Below are 20,105 nucleotides of genomic sequence, written 5' to 3'. Positions count from 1 at the left end.
TATTTCCCACACTTTAGCGCTAAACCTTAAGTTATAGGTTCAGCGCTGTAAAGTCTGGAGGTAATTTACAAAACCGATGGACGCAAGGCGGCAATCATGTCCACTTCTATCGCGGCGTTCTTCGGTAGTTGATAAACACCTACTGTAGTGCGCGTATGTTTACCGGCATCGCCCAACACGTGGCTGAACACATCCGAGGCGCCGTTGGCCACTTCGCTCAAGTCGATAAAATCCGCCGTGGACTTCACATAGACCGTTACCCGGATCAATGACTTGATCTTGTCCAGCGAACCGATGGCATCGACGATCAACGCCAATCCGCGCATCGCACTGATGCTGGCGGCTGCTTGCGCATCGGCCATGCTGAGGTCCAGCCCGACGCGGCCGGGGTAATGGATCTTGCCGTTCATGCGTGGCACCAGGCCGCTGATGTACAGCTCATCGTGATGACGGATCAGCGGCGCGTAATGCCCGCCTGCGGTGTTTTCGCCGTAGATGTCATAGCCAAACTCTTTGGCCAGGGCGATGAAGCGTTCATCGCAGGTCATGTGCTGGATCATTGATCGAACCCTCTTAATCAGTAATGCAAAAAACGGGTGCTTGCGGGCTCAGCACACGGCGCGGGTGGCCGGTGCCAGGCAAGTCACCACAATGCGTGACTCAATCGACTCGGCCAGACGCAACAGGTCGTTGCTCAGTTGCCCGTAGTGTTCGTTGAACAACACGATTTGGCCGATGAATGAGAAGTTGTCTTTGACCAACGCGCTGACCGAGTCGCCAATCCGCTTGGCGTACTGCCCTTCCACCAGGTCGATGCGCAGTGCGCGGGCCAGAGCCTCGATGTCTGGCGTTGCCCGCAGGATGCCGCCGGCCGGCGCCCTGAGCAGGCGAATGCCGCAGTAGCCGCGAGCCACTGGCTCATGCTGCTCGGTCTTGCCCTCCACCGCCCAGCGCACCCAGCGTTCCCACGGATCGAAATTGACGAAGGCGCGCTTGGCCAGGTCCCAGATGTGCATGCCGCCGGGGCGCATGTTGGTTTCCACGGCGCTGGTCAGGTTGTCGCGGCGCAGGAACACTTCGTTGTGCCAGGCACCGTTGTCCCGGGACACCAGACCCGCCATATGCCGACCGGCTGCCATCAAGCGTGCCTGGACCTCAGCCGGCAGCGGTGCGGGGACGACTTGCTGGATCTCTGCGCGGTAGGCGCCTTCGGTGGTGGTTTTTTCAGTCACCCAAGTGCTGCCGGCCACGCAGTCCCAGCTGTATTCGCGGGCGTTCTGCACCAGCTCTTCAAGGACGATGCCGCCTTCGCGGTAGGGCTTGAGGGCGAGCCAGGCGTCATCGCACTCCGAAGGGTGATGGATCACGCGACAGCCTCGGCTCGCCCCTTCGCAGGCCGGCTTGATGAAGGCCTTGCCGCCCAGTTCGACGACGCGTTGGCGCAGTTCCGGCAGGCTGTCGACCCGCACGGAAAACACCGGCCGGTATTCTTCAGGGGAGGTGCTGGCAGTTGCTTCAAGCCTGCGAAAGATCTGCTTGTCCAGGCCCGCCCGCGCTTCGTCCCGGGTGATACCCGGCAGGCCGAAGTGACTGGCCAGCGCGGCACCGAGCAGCACGCCGCGATCGGAGAACGGCAGCACGCCGATCAGCTTCCAGCTGTCGGCATTCAGGCACCCCACCACCAGTTCAAGGGACGCCGCCACGTCTTTCTCGGCCAGCGAAGTGCTGCAGACGTGATCGGCCACCTGGTCGTCATGGGGCTGAATCTTCTCGACCAGCAGGATGAGCCTGGCGTTGTAGAGCGACTTGCACAGCTCGCGCAATTTCTGGATGTCGTGAACCCGATTGCCGTTGTAACCGACCACTACCACGCATGAAGTCGTATTCATAATGCCCCCGACCTGCAAAGTGAAAACCGCAACGGCGCTGACTCAGTCATGCAACGACGCATTGGATTTACGGTTGAGCCAGTACCAGGCCAGGATCCCGCCGGCGCCGATGGCGGCGAGGACCAGCGCGTTGTCCGGCGCCGGCACTACTCGCATGATCAACACGGTCAGCCCGGCCCCCACACCCAGGGACACTTCCTTGACGAACATGTTGTTTTGCTTGACCGAGAAGTAATCGAGGTAGCTGAAGGCGCATTCGGCGATCGACAGCAACGCCACCCAGATCAGCGCCCCGGCAAGGGTTTCGACGTGGAACGCGGCTGGCGAAGACAGCACGGCAAAGCCGCCGACGATGATCCCGATCACCGCCACGACCTTGAAGCGCCCGGTGCGCTCGATCAGCTTCATCACCGGCACCTGGGCGAAGACCACCACGGCGCTGTTGAGGATCAGCATCAGGCCGTACCAGGCCGGCAGCTCGCCGGTCTTGAGCAGGATCGCCTGTGGCAGGATCGAGAACACTCCGAACAGCTTGATGCCCATGATGATCCCGGCGATCACCCACGGCAGTTTGTTGCCCCAACTGCTGCCGACCTGGCTGGCTGGACGGGCCAGCACCGGTTCGGTGGTGAAGGTCGCGCCGAGGGCGATCGGCAGGCACAGCAACACGAACGCCGCCGCACCGAGGAAAAACATCGTTGGCGTGAGCAGTGGCGACAGCAGGATCAAACCGGCCATCAGGCTGCCCATGTTCATGGCGACGCGGTTGTAGGCCGCGCCTTCCTTGGTCTGGGCCGCTTCGCTCTTGATCAGGTAACCGGCAATGGCAATGCCGTAGGCAAAGAGTGCGGCGGCAAACATCACCATGCCTTGATTGCTGGTCAGCGCCAGCAGCACCAGGCCAAGGCCGGCACACAGCAGCGTGACGCTCAGGGAGCGGCGCCCAAGCACCAATAAAGTCAGGGGCAACAACAGCAACAAGGCACGATATCCAAGGGCCAGGATGCTGTTGGTGGCCGTGTCGAGCCAAACGTTGGCCTTGCCCAGCACCGCAAACAGCGAAACAGCCGTGATGATCCGGATCGTGAATAACCGCAGGTTAATGACCGGCTTGGCCACCGCGACCGTTGTTTCGACACTCATGCAGCGCACCTCAGGAACCGGATGAACGCCCGCCAACCAAGGCCGACATTCAGAAAAGTCTGTAAGGGCATGGTAGAGAGAGAGGCTTGTCCTGATCAGGGCAAGTTCGTATAGAATCCAACGAACTTTACTGCCGGAGAGACCAGTAAAATGCAGGTTCAACGTGCAGTCATCAAAGCCATTGAATTCCAGCCCGGCGCGCCGCTGGTGCAGCAGATCGTCGATCAGCTGACCCAGGCGATCAGTACCGGTGGCCTGCCCCACGGCGCCAAGCTGCCGCCGATTCGCGAACTCTCCGACTTGATGAACGTGGGCAAGTCTACGGTGGTGGATGCGCTGGACCGCTTGCGCGCCAAGGGGCTGGTGGTGTCGCGCCAGGGCTCGGGGCATTACGTGCATCGCTCCGAAGCTGCGCTGAAAAGTGGCACCGGCCCGGACCTGCAACCCCAGGACACCCTCAGCGTGATTCGTCGCGCACTGCTGCTGGACAATGGCGCACTGCGCCCCGGCTGCGGTTTTCTGCCAACCTCGTGGCTACCCGCCGAAGAATTGCAGAAAGCCGTGCGCGGCACCCTGCGAGCAACCTCGTTGCGCATGGGCGAGTACGGTGTGGCCGGCGGTTACGTGCCGTTGCGCCAGGCCTTGCGGGTCAAACTGGCGACCTTCGGCATCGAAGCGCCGGTGGACCAGATCATCACCACCGCCAACACCATGCAGGCCATCGACCTGCTGATGCGCCTGCTGGTCAAACCCGGCGACACCGTACTGCTCGACGACCCCTGCTACTTCAACATGCACGCCAACCTGGCGCTGCACGGGGCCAAAGTCATCACCATCGCCCGGGACTGCGACGGCATGGACCTCGACGCGCTCGAGCAACTGCTGATCGCCCACAAACCCGTGCTGTACATGACCAACAGTACACTGCATAACCCCACCGGCCACTCGTTCACCCCGGCCCAGGTCTACCGCTTGCTGGAACTGAGCCACCGCCACGGCTTCCACATCGTCGAAGACGATCTGTACTGCGACATCCAGCAACGCCGCACCCCGCGCCTGGCAGCCAGCGGGCTGGACAATGTGAGTTATGTGTCGGGCTTCTCCAAGACCCTGACCGCCAACAGCCGTGTCAGCTACACCGTGCTCTCACCACAACTGGCGGCGCGGATGGTCGCATTGAAGATGGCCTGCGGCGGCGTGACCTCGGAACTGGCGGAGCAGATCACCTGCACCATGCTCAGCGACGGCAGCTACGCCAAACATGCGCGGCGCACGGTGGACCGGTTGTATGAATCCAACAGTCGAGTGGCCGGTTGGTTGGCGGAGGCCGGCTGCTCGCTCTCCTCGTTGCCCGGTGAAGGGGTGTTTATCTGGGCGCGGTTGCCGGAGGGCTTGCATGCCGAGAACCTGGCTCGCCAAGGGCTGGAGAACAACATGGTATTGGCACCGGGCACCTTGCTGAGCAAAGCCCCGAATGCCAGTCAGTTCCTGCGCTTCAATGTGGCGCACAGCGATAGCTTGCAGGTGCGTGAGCGGTTTTTCCGGTTGCTGGATAAACCCCATAAATAACTGACTGCTCTCAATCCTGTAGGAGCTGGCTTGCCAGCGAAGAGGCCATCACAGCCAACATCCATGTCGCCTGACATACCGCCTTCGCTGGCAAGCCAGCTCCTACAAGGGTGTGCGCTGATTTTCGCGTTCAACGTAGTTCACCTGTGGGAGCCTGCTCGGGAAGAGGCCGTCACATCCAGCATCAATGTTGCCTGACACACCGCCTTCGCGGGCAAGCCCGCTCCCACAGGGATTGCGGTGTCCCGGCCATCCCCGGCCAGCAGATTGCTACGATTGCCGACCCCATCCTTGCCGGCTAACTTCGCCCCCCGTCGCTGCCAACTCAGCGACCGGGCCTGATAACCCGAGTAACATATAGGCGCCTCAGCGCCCCAAATCACGATTGCCGGCGTTTTTTTATGCCTGCGCACTCGTGCAATGGCGGCTGTGCGCGGGAGACCTTCGGGTCTGCCGGGTGCCTATGACCGGTTTATCAGCCTGTGCACAGCTGCCACCCATTCGCCTGATAACGAATGCGGCCGCTCTACTAAACCATAGGAGTTACTTATGAACGCTTTTGATCCGTCTGCTACACCAGTCATGCCCCTCCACCTCCAGCCCAACAGGAGGTGAAGCCCAATGACCAACCCCCAAGACCTGAAAACCATCGGCCTCACCCCCTTCTCCTACCACGCCAACGAACCACTGTTCCGCATCAACGCCGGCGTCCCGGTAATCGAAGCCCTCTACCACGCCTCCGACCTGCTCCACCTCGCCAAACTGCTCGCCTCAGACGCCGCCATGGTTCGCGACTCCGACCGGCACGCCTGGGCGTCGCACTTTTTGCAGGACATGAGCAAGGCGATCATCGATGACGTGGTGAAGGTGCTCGATGCGCCGTGTAACAACCGCGCATAAACAAAAAACCCCACCCTCCTCTCGAAGGGTGGGGCTTACAAGCTGACGATTGTTGTCACTTCAGGGCGGAACGAGGCAGTCGTTTTGTTGCAAGCTGGGATCAGGAAAACATTGCCCGCTGCTCAGCTTCGTAGTGCCGGGTCTGGAAAGGCATGAGGGTTTGGGCTTTCAGGCCGAGGCCCTCACTCAATCCCCAAGAGACAGCGAGCTCATCACGACGTCGACGTAATGGCGTGACGGCTTGTAGCGTCGCAACTTGCCTGGAAGTCGAATGTGCAAATAGCTCGAGGACATTTAGGGTCTCCGACACCCGGAGATCCGATAAGCAAGTAAATCGAGTGAATCGCTCGAGCAGATAGCCCGCGCGCCGAACCTCAACGTCGTCAGTGTGACGATTCAAAAAAGCGGTTATCTCGCTTTCAAGATTTGAGTCCGAGTACCAGACCGCTTTGGCGGCGCTCACGAGCGCTGCGTCATCCGCTTGATTCAAAGGTCTTGTTACCAGCGTGTCCAATGCGGCTGAGAGGACGTGGCCGTTAAGGGGCTTCGTCATCTGGGTTCTCCAGGTAATCGTGCAAAATATTCGTAAGAACGGAGATGGGTGGCTCTTTATTGCCAACATATACATCAATTGCCTGCAACGCCAGTCGACGGAATTCGCTGGTCAGTATGAAGCCCGCCCTTAGAAGTGCCTTGATATCACCAATGTCCTGATCAGTCGCTCTGCCCAGCTTGGAGATGGCAATGTCGACAGGTGCTGCAATATGAACGTGCAGCGGGGATTCAACCGGAAATTCCTCAAAGGGAAGGCTCCGCTCCCAATAGTCCTCGTGAATCGGGCCAAAACTGGTGTTGTATTGAAGGTCGTAGTTCAGCTCCATCAAACGACCTGATCGCTCATCGACATATTGTTCGGGTATCTCTGCAAGCATGGTTTGCAGGTGCAAACCGTCGGGGACATGAGCCTCATAAATCTCGGCATCGACGTCGGTGGAAACGCGATGATGGGTGTAAAGGTGAACAGCGCAGCCACCGAAGACGATGATTTTGACCGCCCCGGGTCCTGCGTTCTCAAGTTCCAGCTCCGCTTCGACAGATTTGAACATCGAAATCAAAGCCTGCCCTAACGCTGTATTCGTATTAACGCGCGGGGTGATTACCTATGGCAGTTCCATCGTAGAGCCTCTGGGATGCTTGTAATGACAGCATTCCGAGGCTAGAGATACGACTTCCGACCCTCAACCTGAAAGCCCCGCAGGACAGTGCTGGTACATTCGTAAGCATCTTCGCCTGTCCGCTCGCCCCATGGTCCGCGAGCCTGCTCGTGGTGGCGGTACCAGAAAAATCCCAACAAAAAGCCCCGCTCTTCTCTCGAAGGCGGGGCTTTTCTTTTCAGCATCCGACGCTTAAGGCGCGTACGTCAGCAGCAACTCGGTCGGCACTTTGAAGTCCAGGGACATCATCACGCTCAACGCGGTAATGGTGAAGATCGAGAACACGAACAGCTTGCGTGCCCAGACCGTGTCATCCACTGCCTTATAGCCGGTCCAGGCCATGTACAGCCAGTACATGCCCATGGCCGCGGCGACGGCGAGGTAGCTCATGCCGGCGTAGCCGCTGAAGGTCAGCATCAAGGTCGCCACCAGGAAGGCCAGGATGTAGATCAGGATGTGCTTCTTGGCCACTTCGATCCCGCGCTTCACCGGCAGCACCGGAATCGATGCGGCCAGGTAATCGTTGAAGCGAAAGATCGCGATGGCATAGGAATGCGGCATCTGCCACAGGCTGAACATCACCAGCAGGGTCAGCGCGGCCATGTCGAAGGTGTTGCTCACCGCGACGTAGCCGATGACCGGCGGCATGGCGCCCGACAGGCTGCCCACCAGCGTGCCGTGAACCGACTTGCGCTTGAGGTACAGGCTGTAGAAGCCGACGTAGATCACGAAGCCGATGACGGCGAACAGCGCGGCCAACGGGTTGGCCACCTTGTACAACAGGGCAACGCCGGCGACACCCAGGACGGTTGCATAGATCAGGGCCAGTTTCAGGGAGATCAAGCCCTGGACCAGCACCCGGTTCTTGGTGCGTTCCATCTTCAGGTCGATGTCGCGGTCGATGCAGTTGTTGAACACGCAACCGGAGGCAACCACCAGGGACGTGCCGATCATGGCGGCCAGGAAGATGGCCAGATCGACATGCCCTTTGGAGGCCAGGAAAAATCCGCCTGCCACAGAAAGCACGTTACCGAAAATGATCCCCGGTTTGGTGATTTGGATAAAGTGCTTAAGGGACATGCGGATCTACCTCACTTCGCCATCATGAACGTGTGGATGCTGAACATGATCCACAGCGACAAGCCAACCAGCAGGACAATCACGATCGCGGCAAAGACAAACGCAATCACGTTGTTACGCTGCGCGGCCGAACGGTCCAGGTGCAGGAAGTACACCAGGTGCACCAGCACCTGGATAACTGCGAACGCGACGACGATCATCAGGGTGATCGACTTCGGCAGCGTCGGGTACATCACCAGACCGAACGGGATCAGGGTCAGGATCACCGACAGGATGAAGCCGATGGCGTAGGACTTGACGCTGCCGTGTCCGGCGTCGTGGCTGTCATGGCCATTGTGGGAATGAGCTGCGTTAGCCATTTACATAGTCCCCATCAGATAAACAACGGTGAATACGCAGATCCACACTACGTCCAGGAAGTGCCAGAACAGGCTCAGGCAGCTCAGACGGGTCTTGTTGGTCGCCGTCAGGCCCTTTTTCTGCACCTGGTACATCATGATCGCCATCCAGATCAGACCGCTGGTCACGTGCAGACCGTGGGTGCCGACCAGGGTGAAGAACCCGGACAGGAAGCCGCTGCGGTTCGGGCCGTAGCCTTCGGAGATCAGCATGTGGAACTCGTTGATCTCCATGCCGATGAAGCCGGCACCGAACAGGAAGGTCATGGCCAGCCAGCCCAGGACCTGCTTCTTGTTGCCACGGAAGAACGCCAGCATGGCGAAGCCGTAGGTGATCGAACTCAACAGCAGCAGAGCGGTTTCGCCCAGTACGTATGGCAGTTCGAAGATGTCGTGGCCCGACGGGCCACCCGCTACGTTGTTAACCAGTACCGCGTACGCCGCGAAGATCGACGCAAACAGAATGCAGTCGGTCATCAGGTAGAGCCAGAAACCGTATACGGTCATCTCGCCCGAGTCGTGGTGATGGTCATCATGCCCATGTCCATCGACATGGGTGTGTCCAGCATTGGTCACTAAGTTCGACATGGTTTAAGCCTGTTCCAACGAGGTTTCAACACGGGTGGCGGTGGCCGGGATTTTCCCTGCCGCAACCAGACGCTTGTGCTGCTCGGCTTCGATGCGCTCGATCACGTCGACCGGCACCATATAGCCTTGATCATCACGGGCCGCGTGGATCGCGAAGTAGATCACGGTGCCTGCCAGGCTCGCGATTGCCAGCCACCAGATGTGCCAGATCATCGCAAAACCGAACACGGTCAACAGCGCGCCCATCACCACACCGGTCGCGGTGTTGTTTGGCATGTGGATCGGCTCGTACTTGGTCGGAACCTTGTACGCGGTGCCGTTTTCCTTGGCTTCGGTGAACGGGTCGACAACGTCGGCTTTAGGCAGCACGGCGAAGTTGTAGAACGGAGGTGGCGACGAGGTCGACCATTCCAGGGTGTGTGCATTCCACGGGTCGCCGTGTTCGCACATGTTTTCCGGCTTGTTGCGGTCACGCACGCTGACGTACAGCTGGATCAGCTGGCAAGCGATACCCACGGCGATCATCACCGCACCGAACATGGCGACGTACAGGTACGGCACCCACTCAGGGTTGGTGGTGGCGTTCAGACGACGGGTCATGCCCATGAAGCCCAGTGCATAGAGCGGCATGAACGCGACGAAGAAGCCCGAGATCCAGAACCAGAATGCAGCCTTGCCCCAACCTTCGTGCAGCTTGAAGCCGAACGCTTTAGGGAAGTAGAAGCCGAAACCGGCGATGTAACCGAATACCGCACCGCCGATGATCACGTTGTGGAAGTGCGCGATCACGAACAGGCTGTTGTGCAGAACGAAGTCAGCACCCGGGATGGCCAGCAGTACGCCGGTCATGCCGCCGATGGCGAAGGTCACCATGAAGCCCAAGGTCCACAGCACCTGGCTGGTGAAACGCAGACGGCCCTGGTAGATGGTGAACAGCCAGTTGAACAGTTTCACACCCGTCGGGATGGAAATCAGCATTGTCGCCAGACCGAAGAAGGCGTTGACGCTGGCCCCCGAACCCATGGTGAAGAAGTGGTGCAGCCAAACCATGAAGCCCAGGATCGAGATCGCGCCCGATGCGTAGATCATCGAGTGGTGGCCGAACAGTTTCTTGCCGGTGAAGGTCGAGATGACTTCGGAGAAGATACCGAACGCCGGCAGGATCAGGATGTACACCTCAGGGTGACCCCAGGCCCAGAACAGGTTCACGTACATCATCGGATTGCCACCAAGTTCATTGGTGAAAATGTGGAAATCCATGTAACGGTCGAGGGTCAGCAGTGCCAGGGTAGCGGTCAGGATCGGGAACGAAGCCACGATCAGGACGTTGGCCCAGGTGCAGGTCCAGGTGAAGATCGGCATGTCCATCAGCTTCATGCCAGGGGTACGCATTTTCAGCACGGTGGCCAGGAAGTTGACCCCCGTCAGTGTCGTACCCAGGCCCGATAGCTGTAGCGCCCAGATGTAGTAGTCCATCCCCACGCCAGGGCTGTATTGCAGGCCCGACAGCGGCGGATAGGCAACCCAGCCGGTCTTGGCGAATTCGCCGACGCCCAGGGACAGGTTGATCAGTACCACGCCGGAAACCAGCAGCCAGAAGCTCAGGGAGTTCAGGAACGGGAAGGCAACGTCACGCGCGCCGATCTGCAGCGGCACTGCAAGGTTCATCAGGCCGGTGAAGAATGGCATCGCCATGAAGATGATCATGATCACACCGTGGGCGGTGAAGATCTGGTCATAGTGTTCAGGTGGCAGGTAGCCAGGCGAACCCTCGGTGGCCATGGCCAGCTGGGTACGCATCATGATGGCGTCGGCAAAGCCGCGCAGCAGCATGACCATGGCGACGATGATGTACATCACGCCGATTTTCTTGTGGTCGACCGACGTCAACCACTCGGTCCACAGGTAGGTCCACTTCTTGAAGTAGGTGATTGCAGCGAACAACGCCAGACCACCGAGCGCGATCATGGAGATGGTCACCATGACGATCGGCTCGTGGAACGGGATCGCTTCCCAACTTAATTTACCAAACATCGTTTACTCCTCTGCCCCGGCAGCTGAATGCGAGTTCATGTCCGTAGCGGCCACTTCTTTCTCTTTCTTCTCGTGGTGCACCTTAGGACCCGGTTTCATGCCTTCGTACTTGTCGACGATGGTCTGGAACAGGTTCGGCGTCACCGAGGAGTAGAGCTCGACTGGGTTGTTCTGGCTTGGCTTGGCAAGGGCTGCGTATTCAGCTTGTTCAAGCTGTTTAGGTGCCTTTTTGACTTCACTTACCCAGGCGTCGAAATCTTCCTGGGAAGTTGCGATCGCTTTGAATTTCATGCCGGTGAAACCAGCGCCGCTGTAGTTGGCGGAGATACCGTCCATTTCAGCGTTTTCGTTGGCGATCAGGTGCAGCTTGGTCTGCATGCCCGCCATCGCGTAGATCTGGCCACCCAGCGCAGGGATGAAGAACGAGTTCATCACGGCGTCAGAGGTAATGCGGAAGTTGATCGGGGTGTGCGCCGGGAACACGATCTTGTTGACCGTGGCGATGCCTTGTTCCGGGTAGATGAACAGCCACTTCCAGTCCAGCGCGACCACTTCGATGGTCACCGGCTTCACGTCCGATTCCAGCGGCTTGTACGGGTCCAGAGCGTGGGTCGACTTGTAGGTGACGTAACCCAGGGCAATGATGATCAGCACTGGAACGGCCCACACCGCGATCTCGATCTTGGTGGAGTGGTTCCATTTCGGGGTGTAGGTGGCGTTGGTGTTGGACGCGCGGTATTTCCAGGCGAACAGGAAGGTCATGACGATGACCGGAATCACGACCAACAGCATCAGCAGCGTTGCGGTGATGATCAGGTTTCGCTCGTCCAGACCGACCTGGCCCTTGGGATTGAGCAAGGTCATGTTGCAGCCTGACAGCAACAACGTGCCGATCAGCGGCAATAAGCCTAGTAGTCTGGGGTACCTGTTTTTACTCATCTCACGACCTCTAAAGCAGCTTGCGCAATGCAGTTGGGTTTTGATCGCCAACACTTCACCCTGCCAAGGGTTGGCATTTTTCTTGGATTGAATAAGGGCATGCCCGTCGTGCGTCAGACGCTGTACGACAAATCCCGGGCCTGCGGTGAGTTCTTATTCGAATTCGTGGTCAAAGGCCTTGTTACAGACCAATTCCATTTGGTGCGGGTAGTTGGAGGCTCCGACACCTGGGCATCGCATGAAGCCACCAGACCTCTCGACACCCTGTTTCTGCTCATACCTGGTTAAGATTTGAGCAGCGTCGGGAATTCAGTGCGGGCGATTGTAGATATGTAGCGTTTTATAAACCATGTCTCATCCCGAAATAATTTTTATCCGAACCGGCAACAATCATTCACCGTTTTCGCAAAAGTGGCGCATCTTATCGAAATTGATTCTCAACAAAAACACCAAAATAAGTAGGTCTTCCGCCCACAGTTCAGACAGTATCGGGGGCCTCCCTGCTGCCCTTGATCCTGCCAGAGGCCCGGTATGACGGGGACTCCGGCCATTCGCCAGGCCCTGTTAAAACTGCCTGTTCGGGTTCGGAACGGAAAAAACCGGGAGCCTGCAAAACAGCCCAATTTCGTTACGATTCCATGTGCCAATCCGGCTTCCATGAACGCCCTGCGACACTGACTCTGTGACAACATGTCGCACATGTGTCGCACCCTTGGCTGCCCCACATCACGGCCTTTTTACCTGGTCTCTGGAATGCGCCGCTCACCACAAAAAAAGCCCCGTTCCTCTCTGCAAGGAACGGGGCTTTTTTGTCCGACAATGTGTGGCGGCAGATGACCTCAGCGCAGCGCTTTGCGGTTACGCGACGTCAACAGCGGCACCAGCACCACGATCAGTACGAACGCCACCAGCGCCCACTGCGCCAGCGACAAACCGAGGATCGGCGGGTATGGCGTGGAGCAGAAACCATCGACCTGGAAACCCAGCGGGAAGATCTTCGCCAGCGGCAAGTCATCGACAATCGGTTGCAGCACATCGATGCCGCAGCTGACCGCCGGATAGAACTGCGTATAGACGTGGTGCCCGGCAACGCCTGCGCCTGCCAGTGCACAGATCACCACCAGGGTTTCGAACACCGTGATGCTGCGACGGTTGCGCATGGCCGCGCCGATGAAGGCGAAGATCGCAATCAGCAGCAACGCATAACGTTGCAGGATGCACAGCGGGCAAGGCGCCTCGCCCAGGACAATTTGCATGTACAGCGCGCCGCCGATCAACGCCAGGCAAATGATGCCCAACAACACCAGGTAGCGCCGTTCACGCCCCAACCGCATGGATTCATCGCTCATCGCGTTTCCCTTCAAGATTCGAGTGCCCGCCAGTCTACACGCTGGCCCGGACCTTTGAGAGTCTGGAGCATGTCCGGGGGATTCGGGGGGAATAGACGACAAGGCGGTTAAGGAGGGATTAACTTTCGAGCGTTTTTTCAATTCAGGACCGCAGTGCGGCATTCGCGAGCAGGCTCGCTCCCACAATTTGGTCTGCATACGACGCGAACCAATGTGGGAGCGAGCCTGCTCGCGATGAAGGCGACGCGGTGAGGCTGGCTCACCGCGCCAACCGCTTACTCCAGCGCCGCTGCCGGCCCGAAGAACTCATAGCGGCTTTGCTTCTCCGGCACACCCAGTGCCTTGAGATGGCGCTTGATGGACGCCATGAAGCCTTTCGGCCCCAGGAAGTAAACATCCAGGTCACGCTGCTCCGGCAGCCATGCATTCAACTGCTGCTGGCTCAACAAACCGACCTTGTGCGCCGCCGGGCTCACGCCGTCGTCCTCGGAATAGCAGTAGAAGCGCTTGAGTTGCGGATGACGTTCGGCCAGGCCATCGATCCAGTCGCGGAAGGCATGGACGCTGCCGTTGCGCGCGCAGTGGATGAAATGCACTGGCCGCTGAGTTTCCAGCGCGGCTTCGAGCATCGCCAGTGTCGGGGTGATGCCGACGCCGCCGCTGATCAGTACCAATGGTTTGTCGCTGGCGGTCAAGGTGAACTCGCCCGATGGCGGGAACAACTGGATGCTGTCGCCGACATGCATCTGGTCATGCAGGTAGTTGGACGCGCGACCACCGGCTTCACGCTTGACGCTGATGCGGTACTGGCCTTTGTTCGCCAGCGCCGACAGCGAGTAGTTACGACGGACCTCTTCACCGTCGAGGATCAGTTTCATGCCGATGTACTGGCCGGGTTCTGCGGCCAGGATAGGGCCTTTGTCCGCCGGTTCGAAGTAGAACGAAGTGATCTCGGCGCTCTCCTCGACCTTGTCCACCACGATGAATTCCCGCGCCCCGCGCCAGCCGCCGTGGGCCTGTTCTTTTTGGTCGTAAACGCTGGCTTCGGCACCGATCAGGATGTCCGCCAGTTGGCCGTAGGCCGCGCCCCAGGCCGCGATCACTTCAGGGGTGGCGATCTCTTCGCCCAACACTTCCGCGATGGCCCGCAGCAGGCAGCTGCCGACAATCGGATAGTGCTCAGGCAGGATCTGCAGGGCCACGTGCTTGTTGATGATCTTGGCCACCAGGTCGCCCAACTGGTCGAGCTGGTCGATATGGCGCGCGTACATCAATACGCCGTTGGCCAAGGCACGCGGCTGGTCACCGCTGGCCTGGTGGGCCTGGTTGAACAGCGGGCGGACTTCCGGGTATTCGGAGAGCATCATGCGGTAGAAGTGCGTGATCAGCGCCTCACCACCGCTTTCGAGCAGCGGCACGGTGGATTTGACGATGGCACGGTCTTGAGCGCTCAGCATAAGGTGACTCCTGGTCTTCTTGGATTGCTAACGGATTACCCTGTGCGTATCAGCTTTCGTGCCAACTATTTAATCGTTAAAAATCAATACTTTAATAACGTAATAGTCATTTCGACACTGTCTGCTTTATAGTCATATCGACTACATGGAGTCACTATGACTGCAAAACCCCTGCTCACCGCCTTGCTGCCCCTGGTCTCCGACCTGTCCCGCGAACTGCCCGAGGGCGAGCGTTATCGCCGCCTGCTGGAGGCCATGCGCGCCCTGCTCCCGTGCGATGCCGCCGCCCTGCTGCGCCTTGATGGTGAATGGCTGGTGCCACTGGCCGTCGACGGCTTGAGTACCGACACCCTCGGTCGGCGCTTCAAGGTCAGTGAGCACCCGCGTTTCGCAGCGCTGCTCAGCGGCCCCGGCCCGACCCGTTTCGCTGCCGACAGCGACTTGCCTGATCCCTATGACGGTCTGGTCGATGGCCTGGATGATCATCTGGAAGTCCACGACTGCATGGGTTGCCCTTTGTTCATCGACGAGCGCCCATGGGGTCTGCTGACCCTCGACGCCCTCGATCCGGAGCGCTTCGAGCCGATCGAACTGGATGCCCTGCAAGCCTTCGCCAGCCTCGCGGCCGCCACGGTCAACGCCGCCGAGCGCATCGAGCGGTTGAACAACCGGGTCGAAGATGAGCATCAGCGCGCCGAGGTCTACCGCCAGGCCAGCGGCCAGCAGAATCGCGAGTTGATTGGCCAGAGCAAGGCCCACAAGCGTCTGGTCGAAGAAATCAGCCTGGTGGGCGGCAGCGACCTGACCGTGCTGATCACCGGCGAAACCGGGGTCGGCAAGGAGTTGGTGGCCCAAGCCATCCATGCCGCCTCGCCCCGCGCCGACAAACCGATCATCAGCCTCAACTGCGCCGCGTTGCCCGACACCTTGGTGGAAAGCGAGTTGTTCGGCCATGTCCGCGGCGCCTTTACCGGGGCGATGAACGACCGCCGTGGCAAGTTCGAGCTGGCCAATGGCGGCACGCTGTTTCTTGATGAAGTCGGTGAGTTGTCGCTGACCGTGCAGGCCAAGTTGTTGCGCGTGTTGCAGAGCGGTCAATTGCAGCGACTGGGTTCGGACCAGGAGCATCAGGTCGACGTGCGCCTGATCGCGGCGACCAACCGCGACCTCGCAGAGGAAGTGCGCAGCGGTCGTTACCGTGCCGACTTCTACCATCGCCTCAGTGTTTATCCGCTGCTGGTGCCGGCCCTGCGCGATCGCGGGCGCGATGTGCTGCTGCTCAGCGGTTATTTCCTCGAGCAGAACCGCTCGCGCATGGGCCTCAATAGCCTGCGCCTGAACAGCGACGCCCAGGCCGCGCTATTGGCCTACGACTGGCCCGGCAACGTGCGCGAGCTTGAACATTTGATCGGCCGCAGCGCCTTGAAAGCCCTGGGCAATTGCAAGGAACGGCCGAAGATTCTCAGCCTGAGCGCCGCCGACCTGGACTTGCCCAACGCCAGCGTTGAAACCGCTGCCGAGCAACCTGTCGCCACCGTCACTCAAGCGCCGATCGGCGATTTGCGTGAGGCCACCGAGCGATATCAGCGTCAAATGATCGGTGCCTGCCTGGAACGGCATAACAACAACTGGGCAAGCGCGGCCCGTGAGCTAGGCTTGGATCGGGCGAACCTGGGGCGAATGGCCAAGCGGTTGGGGATGAAGTAACCCGGCATTTGTTTTTTGTAGGAGCCGGCTTGCCGGCGATAGCGTCCTTGAGGGCGCCATCGCCAGCAAGCCGGCTCCTACCGTTCGAATCACCCTTTGGTGGACAATGGAGGCATTTGCCCTAAAGCCTGCCCCCGACAAGTCGATAACCCGGCATCGAAGTCATGGCGATCCCGAGATTGCCCGTCACCTTTTTCCAGAGAAGGTTCCTATGTCCTCCACCAAAGCCCGCGCAGACTCACTTTCGCTTCTGCTGTTTACCTTGCGCAGCGGCAAGCTGATGGCGATCAACCTGCTCAAGGTCAGTGAAATCATTCCCTGCCCGCCGCTGACCCGGCTGCCGGAGTCACACCCCCACGTCAAAGGCATCGCCACCCTGCGCGGTGCATCGCTGTCGGTGATCGACCTCAGCCGCGCCATTGGCGAGCGCCCGCTGGAAGACCCGAACGGCGGCTGCCTGATCGTCACGGATGTCAGCCGCTCCAAGCAGGGCCTGCACGTGCAGGCCGTGAGCAAGATCGTCCATTGCCTGACCACCGACATCCGCCCGCCGCCCTTCGGCTCCGGTGGTTTGCGCGCCTACATCACCGGCGTGACGTCGGTCGATGGCACCCTGGTGCAGGTACTGGACATCGAAAAAGTCATCCACGGCATCGCCCCGGCACAAATCGAGATGGCGCCGACCGAACTGAGCATGGAAGACGCCGAACTGCTCGGCAACGCGCGCATCCTGGTAGTCGATGACAGCCAGGTCGCCTTGCAGCAATCGGTGCACACCTTGCGTAACCTTGGCCTGCAATGCCATACCGCCCGCAGCGCCAAGGAAGCCATCGACTGCTTGCTGGATCTGCAAGGCACCGCGCAGCAGATCAACCTGATCGTCTCGGACATCGAAATGTCCGAGATGGACGGCTACGCCTTCACCCGCACCCTGCGGGAAACCCCGGACTTCGCGCATCTTTATGTCTTGCTGCACACGTCGCTGGACAGTGCGATGAACGCCGAGAAAGCCCGACTGGCGGGGGCTAACGCGGTGCTGACCAAGTTCTCTTCGCCGGAATTGACCCAGTGCCTGATCACTGCGGCCAAGGCTGTCGCCGAACAGGGATATTGAGCCTTGGCCGAGGACTTTTGCTGGCTGATGCGGCGCGACCTCACTGAAGTCGTGCCCTCACCCGATTGGCCAGCCGGCCTGCAACTGAGCGAATACCGTCCCGAAATCGGCGCAGCCGTGCACCGGTTGATGGAGTTCGGTTACCTCGAAGGTGGCGGTCGCGTGGCAGCGCTGGACATGTGGCAATGGCAGTTTGAAAACGACCCGGAATATGACCCGGCGCTGTGCTTCATCGCCCGGGATGCCGAAGGCATTGTTGGCGTATGCCAGTGCTGGACCAGCGCCTACATCAAGAACCTGGTGGTGCATCCACGGTTTCAGGGCCGAGGATTGGGACGTGCCTTGTTGTTGCAGGCGTTCAAGGTGTTCGAGCAACGGCGCGAAGGATGTGTGGATTTGAAGGTGCTGGAAGACAACCACCGGGCGCGGCGATTGTATGAAAGTGTCGGGATGCGTGCCGTTCGCCGGGAGCCGGTTCCAGACTGATACGCCGCAATCGCGAGCAGGCTCGCTCCCACAGGTTACCCGTCGTACACAGAATCTGTGGCCACACTCGGTTACTTTAAGAGCGGGCTTGCTCGCGATGAGGCGTCAAGTCTTCAGGCATACTCACCTTCCGGCCACAGCCCCAAGGACGCCTGAACCATGAAAACAGCAACACTGACTTTTCTCGGCCTCACCGCCCTCGCCTCTCAGGCCCACGCCTCCAGCCCCGATGCCTGGGCCGCCTACGACAAGGCCGTACTCGCCAGTTGCACCAAGGCCAGCAGCCTGAAAGACGCCAAACCCGTGGGCAACGCCGCACAGTTCGATGACCGGGTTGGCTATACCGCGCTCCTGCTCCAGGGCCAGTATCCGCAAAAGCACATGAAAGGTGCACAAGGCACCGAGCTGTGCCTCTACAACAAAAAGAGCAAAACCGCGTACGTCACCGAATGGGACTCCATCCGCCCGACCGCCAAGGCCAATTGAGTGGCGCACATTTCTTTGCGGGCAGTTTGATCAAAAACTTGGGCTACCGGCAATGGCCCATCGCGAGCAGGCTCGCTCCCACAAGGGATCTTCAGTGAACATGGAATTTGTGTACGACACAGATTCACTGTGGGAGCGAGCCTGCTCGCGATGACAGCAGGCCAGGCACTGGAAATTTCAGCGCTTGCCCATCGACCGACGAGTCCCCGGCGGAGCCATGCCCGGCGTCTTGGTGTGGCCGTTCTTGGCGCCGTTCTTGTACCACGGCTGGTTCGAGCCCTTGGCTGCCGCCAGTTCGCCCGGCTTGAACGGGAACTTGAATGCCGGGATTTCGGCTTTGGTTTCGCTGTCGGCGCTGGAGTCGACGCTGTCTGGCAGCTCTGCCTGCACGTCGCTCTGGGTGTCGGCGACCGGCGGTTGTTTCGGGGAAGTCATGAAAGCTCCGGGTGATGCATGAAATGTCGGGCCCGGTGAGTGAGCCGCGAAAGACGGCAGTATAACGGAACGGCAGCGACAAGCTTCAAGCGGCAAGCTTGAAGTTAAAAGCGATGAGGTCGACTTTTAAACTTGCAGCTTGCCGCGTGAAACTTGTAGCTTGCTAAGCATTCTTCACCGCCCGACGAGCCCGCCTCTCATGAAAAAGACTGTCCTGGCCTTCAGCCGCGTCACCCCGGCAATGGTCGAACGCCTGCAACAGGATTTCGACGTCATCGTGCCGAATCCGAAAAACGGCGACATCAACGCCCAGTTCAACGAAGCCCTGCCCCACGCCCACGGCCTGATCGGTGTCGGTCGCAAACTCGGCCGCGCCCAATTGGAAAACGCCGCCAGACTGGAAGTGGTGTCCAGCGTCTCGGTGGGCTACGACAACTATGACCTGGCCTACTTCAACGAACGCGGGATTATGCTGACCAACACGCCAGACGTGCTCACCGAAAGCACCGCCGACCTGGCGTTCGCGCTATTGATGAGCAGCGCGCGTCGCGTCGCCGAACTGGATGCCTGGACCAAGGCCGGGCAATGGCAGGCCACTGTCGGTGCGCAGCTGTTCGGTTGCGATGTGCATGGCAAGACCCTGGGCATTGTCGGCATGGGCAATATCGGCGCGGCCATCGCCCGACGCGGTCGCCTGGGGTTCAACATGCCGATCATCTACAGCGGCAACAGTCGCAAGACCGGGCTGGAACAGGAGCTCGGCGCGCAGTTTCGCAGCCTCGATCAATTGCTGGCCGAAGCCGATTTCGTCTGCCTGGTGGTGCCGCTCAGCGAGAAAACCAGACACTTGATCAGCCATCGCGAACTGGCGCTGATGAAGCCGAGTGCCATTCTGGTGAACATCGCCCGTGGCCCGATAGTGGATGAACCGGCGCTGATCGAAGCGCTGCAAAACAAGCGCATTCGTGGTGCCGGGCTGGACGTGTACGAAAAAGAACCGCTGGCCGAGTCGCCGCTGTTTCAGCTGAACAACGCCGTGACCTTGCCGCACATCGGCTCGGCCACCCATGAGACCCGCGATGCCATGGCCAACCGTGCCTTGGCCAACTTGCGCAGTGCCCTGTTGGGCGAGCGCCCGCAGGACCTGGTCAACCCGCAAGTCTGGAAGGGTTGATCTAAACGGGCAGGCGTTACAAGCGCCTGCCCTTCGCCCTCAGAAGTTCGATTAAAACAAACTTTAAATCAACTAATACACACTTTGCAATTCAGCACATCACCCTACAATAGAACCATCCGCTAAAATCCGTTACTTGAAAG

The 20,105-nt window shown here is 59.5% G+C and carries 21 protein-coding genes; 8 read left to right on the top strand and 13 right to left on the bottom strand.

Going from position 1 to position 20,105, the window contains the following annotated elements; translation table 11 throughout:
* Positions 1–65: 65 nt before the first annotated feature.
* The 3 genes from CD175_RS26260 to CD175_RS26250 are packed head-to-tail and all read right to left on the bottom strand — an operon-like array spanning position 66 to position 3,032.
* Positions 66–560, bottom strand: coding sequence for a RidA family protein (locus CD175_RS26260; protein WP_104451007.1), 495 nt, complete (start codon positions 558–560; stop codon positions 66–68).
* A gap of 48 nt (positions 561–608) precedes the next feature.
* Positions 609–1,889: an ATP-grasp domain-containing protein gene (locus tag CD175_RS26255; protein ID WP_104451006.1), complete on the bottom strand. Its 1,281-nt coding sequence runs from the start codon at positions 1,887–1,889 to the stop codon at positions 609–611.
* Between the two features lie 42 nt (positions 1,890–1,931).
* Positions 1,932–3,032 (bottom strand): MFS transporter, encoded by a 1,101-nt coding sequence (locus CD175_RS26250; RefSeq protein WP_104451005.1) that lies wholly within the window; start codon positions 3,030–3,032, stop codon positions 1,932–1,934.
* Between the two features lie 150 nt (positions 3,033–3,182).
* On the opposite strand from CD175_RS26250, the gene CD175_RS26245 reads away from it, so the two are divergent.
* Both CD175_RS26245 and CD175_RS26230 read left to right on the top strand, forming a co-directional pair.
* Entirely contained in the window at positions 3,183–4,601 is a 1,419-nt protein-coding gene (locus CD175_RS26245; RefSeq protein ID WP_104451004.1) for an aminotransferase-like domain-containing protein, read from the top strand.
* Positions 4,602–5,222: 621 nt separating this feature from the next.
* Positions 5,223–5,501: a DUF3077 domain-containing protein gene (locus CD175_RS26230; RefSeq protein ID WP_015093561.1), complete on the top strand. Its 279-nt coding sequence runs from the start codon at positions 5,223–5,225 to the stop codon at positions 5,499–5,501.
* A 100-nt stretch (positions 5,502–5,601) separates the two neighbouring features.
* Here the strand turns inward: CD175_RS26230 and CD175_RS26225 are convergent, their stop codons facing one another.
* The 7 genes from CD175_RS26225 to cyoA form a co-directional block, all read right to left on the bottom strand.
* Positions 5,602–6,054, bottom strand: a complete 453-nt coding sequence (locus tag CD175_RS26225; protein ID WP_104451003.1) for a hypothetical protein — start codon at positions 6,052–6,054, stop codon at positions 5,602–5,604.
* Positions 6,038–6,607, bottom strand: a complete 570-nt coding sequence (locus CD175_RS26220) for a DUF6036 family nucleotidyltransferase (RefSeq protein ID WP_102674858.1) — start codon at positions 6,605–6,607, stop codon at positions 6,038–6,040. Before CD175_RS26220 ends, CD175_RS26225 begins: the two co-directional genes overlap by 17 nt.
* 300 nt (positions 6,608–6,907) lie before the next feature.
* Positions 6,908–7,795: a heme o synthase gene (gene cyoE / locus CD175_RS26215; RefSeq protein WP_104451002.1), complete on the bottom strand. Its 888-nt coding sequence runs from the start codon at positions 7,793–7,795 to the stop codon at positions 6,908–6,910.
* A gap of 11 nt (positions 7,796–7,806) precedes the next feature.
* Complete coding sequence (cyoD, locus tag CD175_RS26210; RefSeq protein WP_007970373.1) at positions 7,807–8,154, bottom strand: cytochrome o ubiquinol oxidase subunit IV; 348 nt, start codon at positions 8,152–8,154, stop codon at positions 7,807–7,809.
* Positions 8,155–8,781: a cytochrome o ubiquinol oxidase subunit III gene (locus CD175_RS26205; RefSeq protein WP_104451001.1), complete on the bottom strand. Its 627-nt coding sequence runs from the start codon at positions 8,779–8,781 to the stop codon at positions 8,155–8,157.
* Positions 8,782–8,784: 3 nt separating this feature from the next.
* Positions 8,785–10,815, bottom strand: a complete 2,031-nt coding sequence (cyoB, locus tag CD175_RS26200) for a cytochrome o ubiquinol oxidase subunit I (RefSeq protein ID WP_104451000.1) — start codon at positions 10,813–10,815, stop codon at positions 8,785–8,787.
* Positions 10,816–10,818: 3 nt separating this feature from the next.
* Entirely contained in the window at positions 10,819–11,754 is a 936-nt protein-coding gene (cyoA, locus tag CD175_RS26195; RefSeq protein ID WP_007970370.1) for a ubiquinol oxidase subunit II, read from the bottom strand.
* Between the two features lie 27 nt (positions 11,755–11,781).
* Here cyoA and CD175_RS26190 point away from each other — a divergent pair, with 27 nt between their 5' ends.
* A complete protein-coding gene (locus tag CD175_RS26190) occupies positions 11,782–12,042 on the top strand; it encodes a hypothetical protein (RefSeq protein ID WP_104450999.1) in 261 nt (86 codons plus the stop codon).
* Between the two features lie 551 nt (positions 12,043–12,593).
* Here the strand turns inward: CD175_RS26190 and CD175_RS26185 are convergent.
* Entirely contained in the window at positions 12,594–13,103 is a 510-nt protein-coding gene (locus CD175_RS26185; protein WP_007970367.1) for a disulfide bond formation protein B, read from the bottom strand.
* 275 nt (positions 13,104–13,378) lie between these two features.
* Positions 13,379–14,560, bottom strand: a complete 1,182-nt coding sequence (gene hmpA, locus CD175_RS26180) for an NO-inducible flavohemoprotein (protein ID WP_104450998.1) — start codon at positions 14,558–14,560, stop codon at positions 13,379–13,381.
* A 156-nt stretch (positions 14,561–14,716) separates the two neighbouring features.
* On the opposite strand from hmpA, the gene norR reads away from it, so the two are divergent.
* From norR to CD175_RS26160, 4 genes are all read left to right on the top strand, one after another.
* The gene (norR, locus tag CD175_RS26175) at positions 14,717–16,267 is read left to right on the top strand and encodes a nitric oxide reductase transcriptional regulator NorR (protein ID WP_104450997.1); all 1,551 of its coding nucleotides are present in this window, start codon (positions 14,717–14,719) and stop codon (positions 16,265–16,267) included.
* Positions 16,268–16,478: 211 nt separating this feature from the next.
* Positions 16,479–17,381 (top strand): chemotaxis protein CheV, encoded by a 903-nt coding sequence (locus CD175_RS26170; protein ID WP_007970363.1) that lies wholly within the window; start codon positions 16,479–16,481, stop codon positions 17,379–17,381.
* A 27-nt stretch (positions 17,382–17,408) separates the two neighbouring features.
* Complete coding sequence (locus tag CD175_RS26165) at positions 17,409–17,867, top strand: GNAT family N-acetyltransferase (protein WP_205886357.1); 459 nt, start codon at positions 17,409–17,411, stop codon at positions 17,865–17,867.
* A 159-nt stretch (positions 17,868–18,026) separates the two neighbouring features.
* A complete protein-coding gene (locus tag CD175_RS26160) occupies positions 18,027–18,353 on the top strand; it encodes a hypothetical protein (protein WP_104450995.1) in 327 nt (108 codons plus the stop codon).
* Between the two features lie 177 nt (positions 18,354–18,530).
* Here the strand turns inward: CD175_RS26160 and CD175_RS26155 are convergent, their stop codons facing one another.
* On the bottom strand, positions 18,531–18,788 hold the full coding sequence (locus CD175_RS26155; RefSeq protein ID WP_102701095.1) for a hypothetical protein: 258 nt from the start codon (positions 18,786–18,788) through the stop codon (positions 18,531–18,533).
* 199 nt (positions 18,789–18,987) lie between these two features.
* Here CD175_RS26155 and CD175_RS26150 point away from each other — a divergent pair, with 199 nt between their 5' ends.
* Positions 18,988–19,962, top strand: a complete 975-nt coding sequence (locus CD175_RS26150) for a 2-hydroxyacid dehydrogenase (protein ID WP_104450994.1) — start codon at positions 18,988–18,990, stop codon at positions 19,960–19,962.
* The last annotated feature ends 143 nt before the right edge of the window (positions 19,963–20,105 follow it).

It is taken from the genome of Pseudomonas laurylsulfatiphila (genome assembly GCF_002934665.1).
GTDB lineage: Bacteria > Pseudomonadota > Gammaproteobacteria > Pseudomonadales > Pseudomonadaceae > Aquipseudomonas > Aquipseudomonas laurylsulfatiphila.
This window is presented reverse-complemented; position numbering and strand designations above follow the sequence as displayed.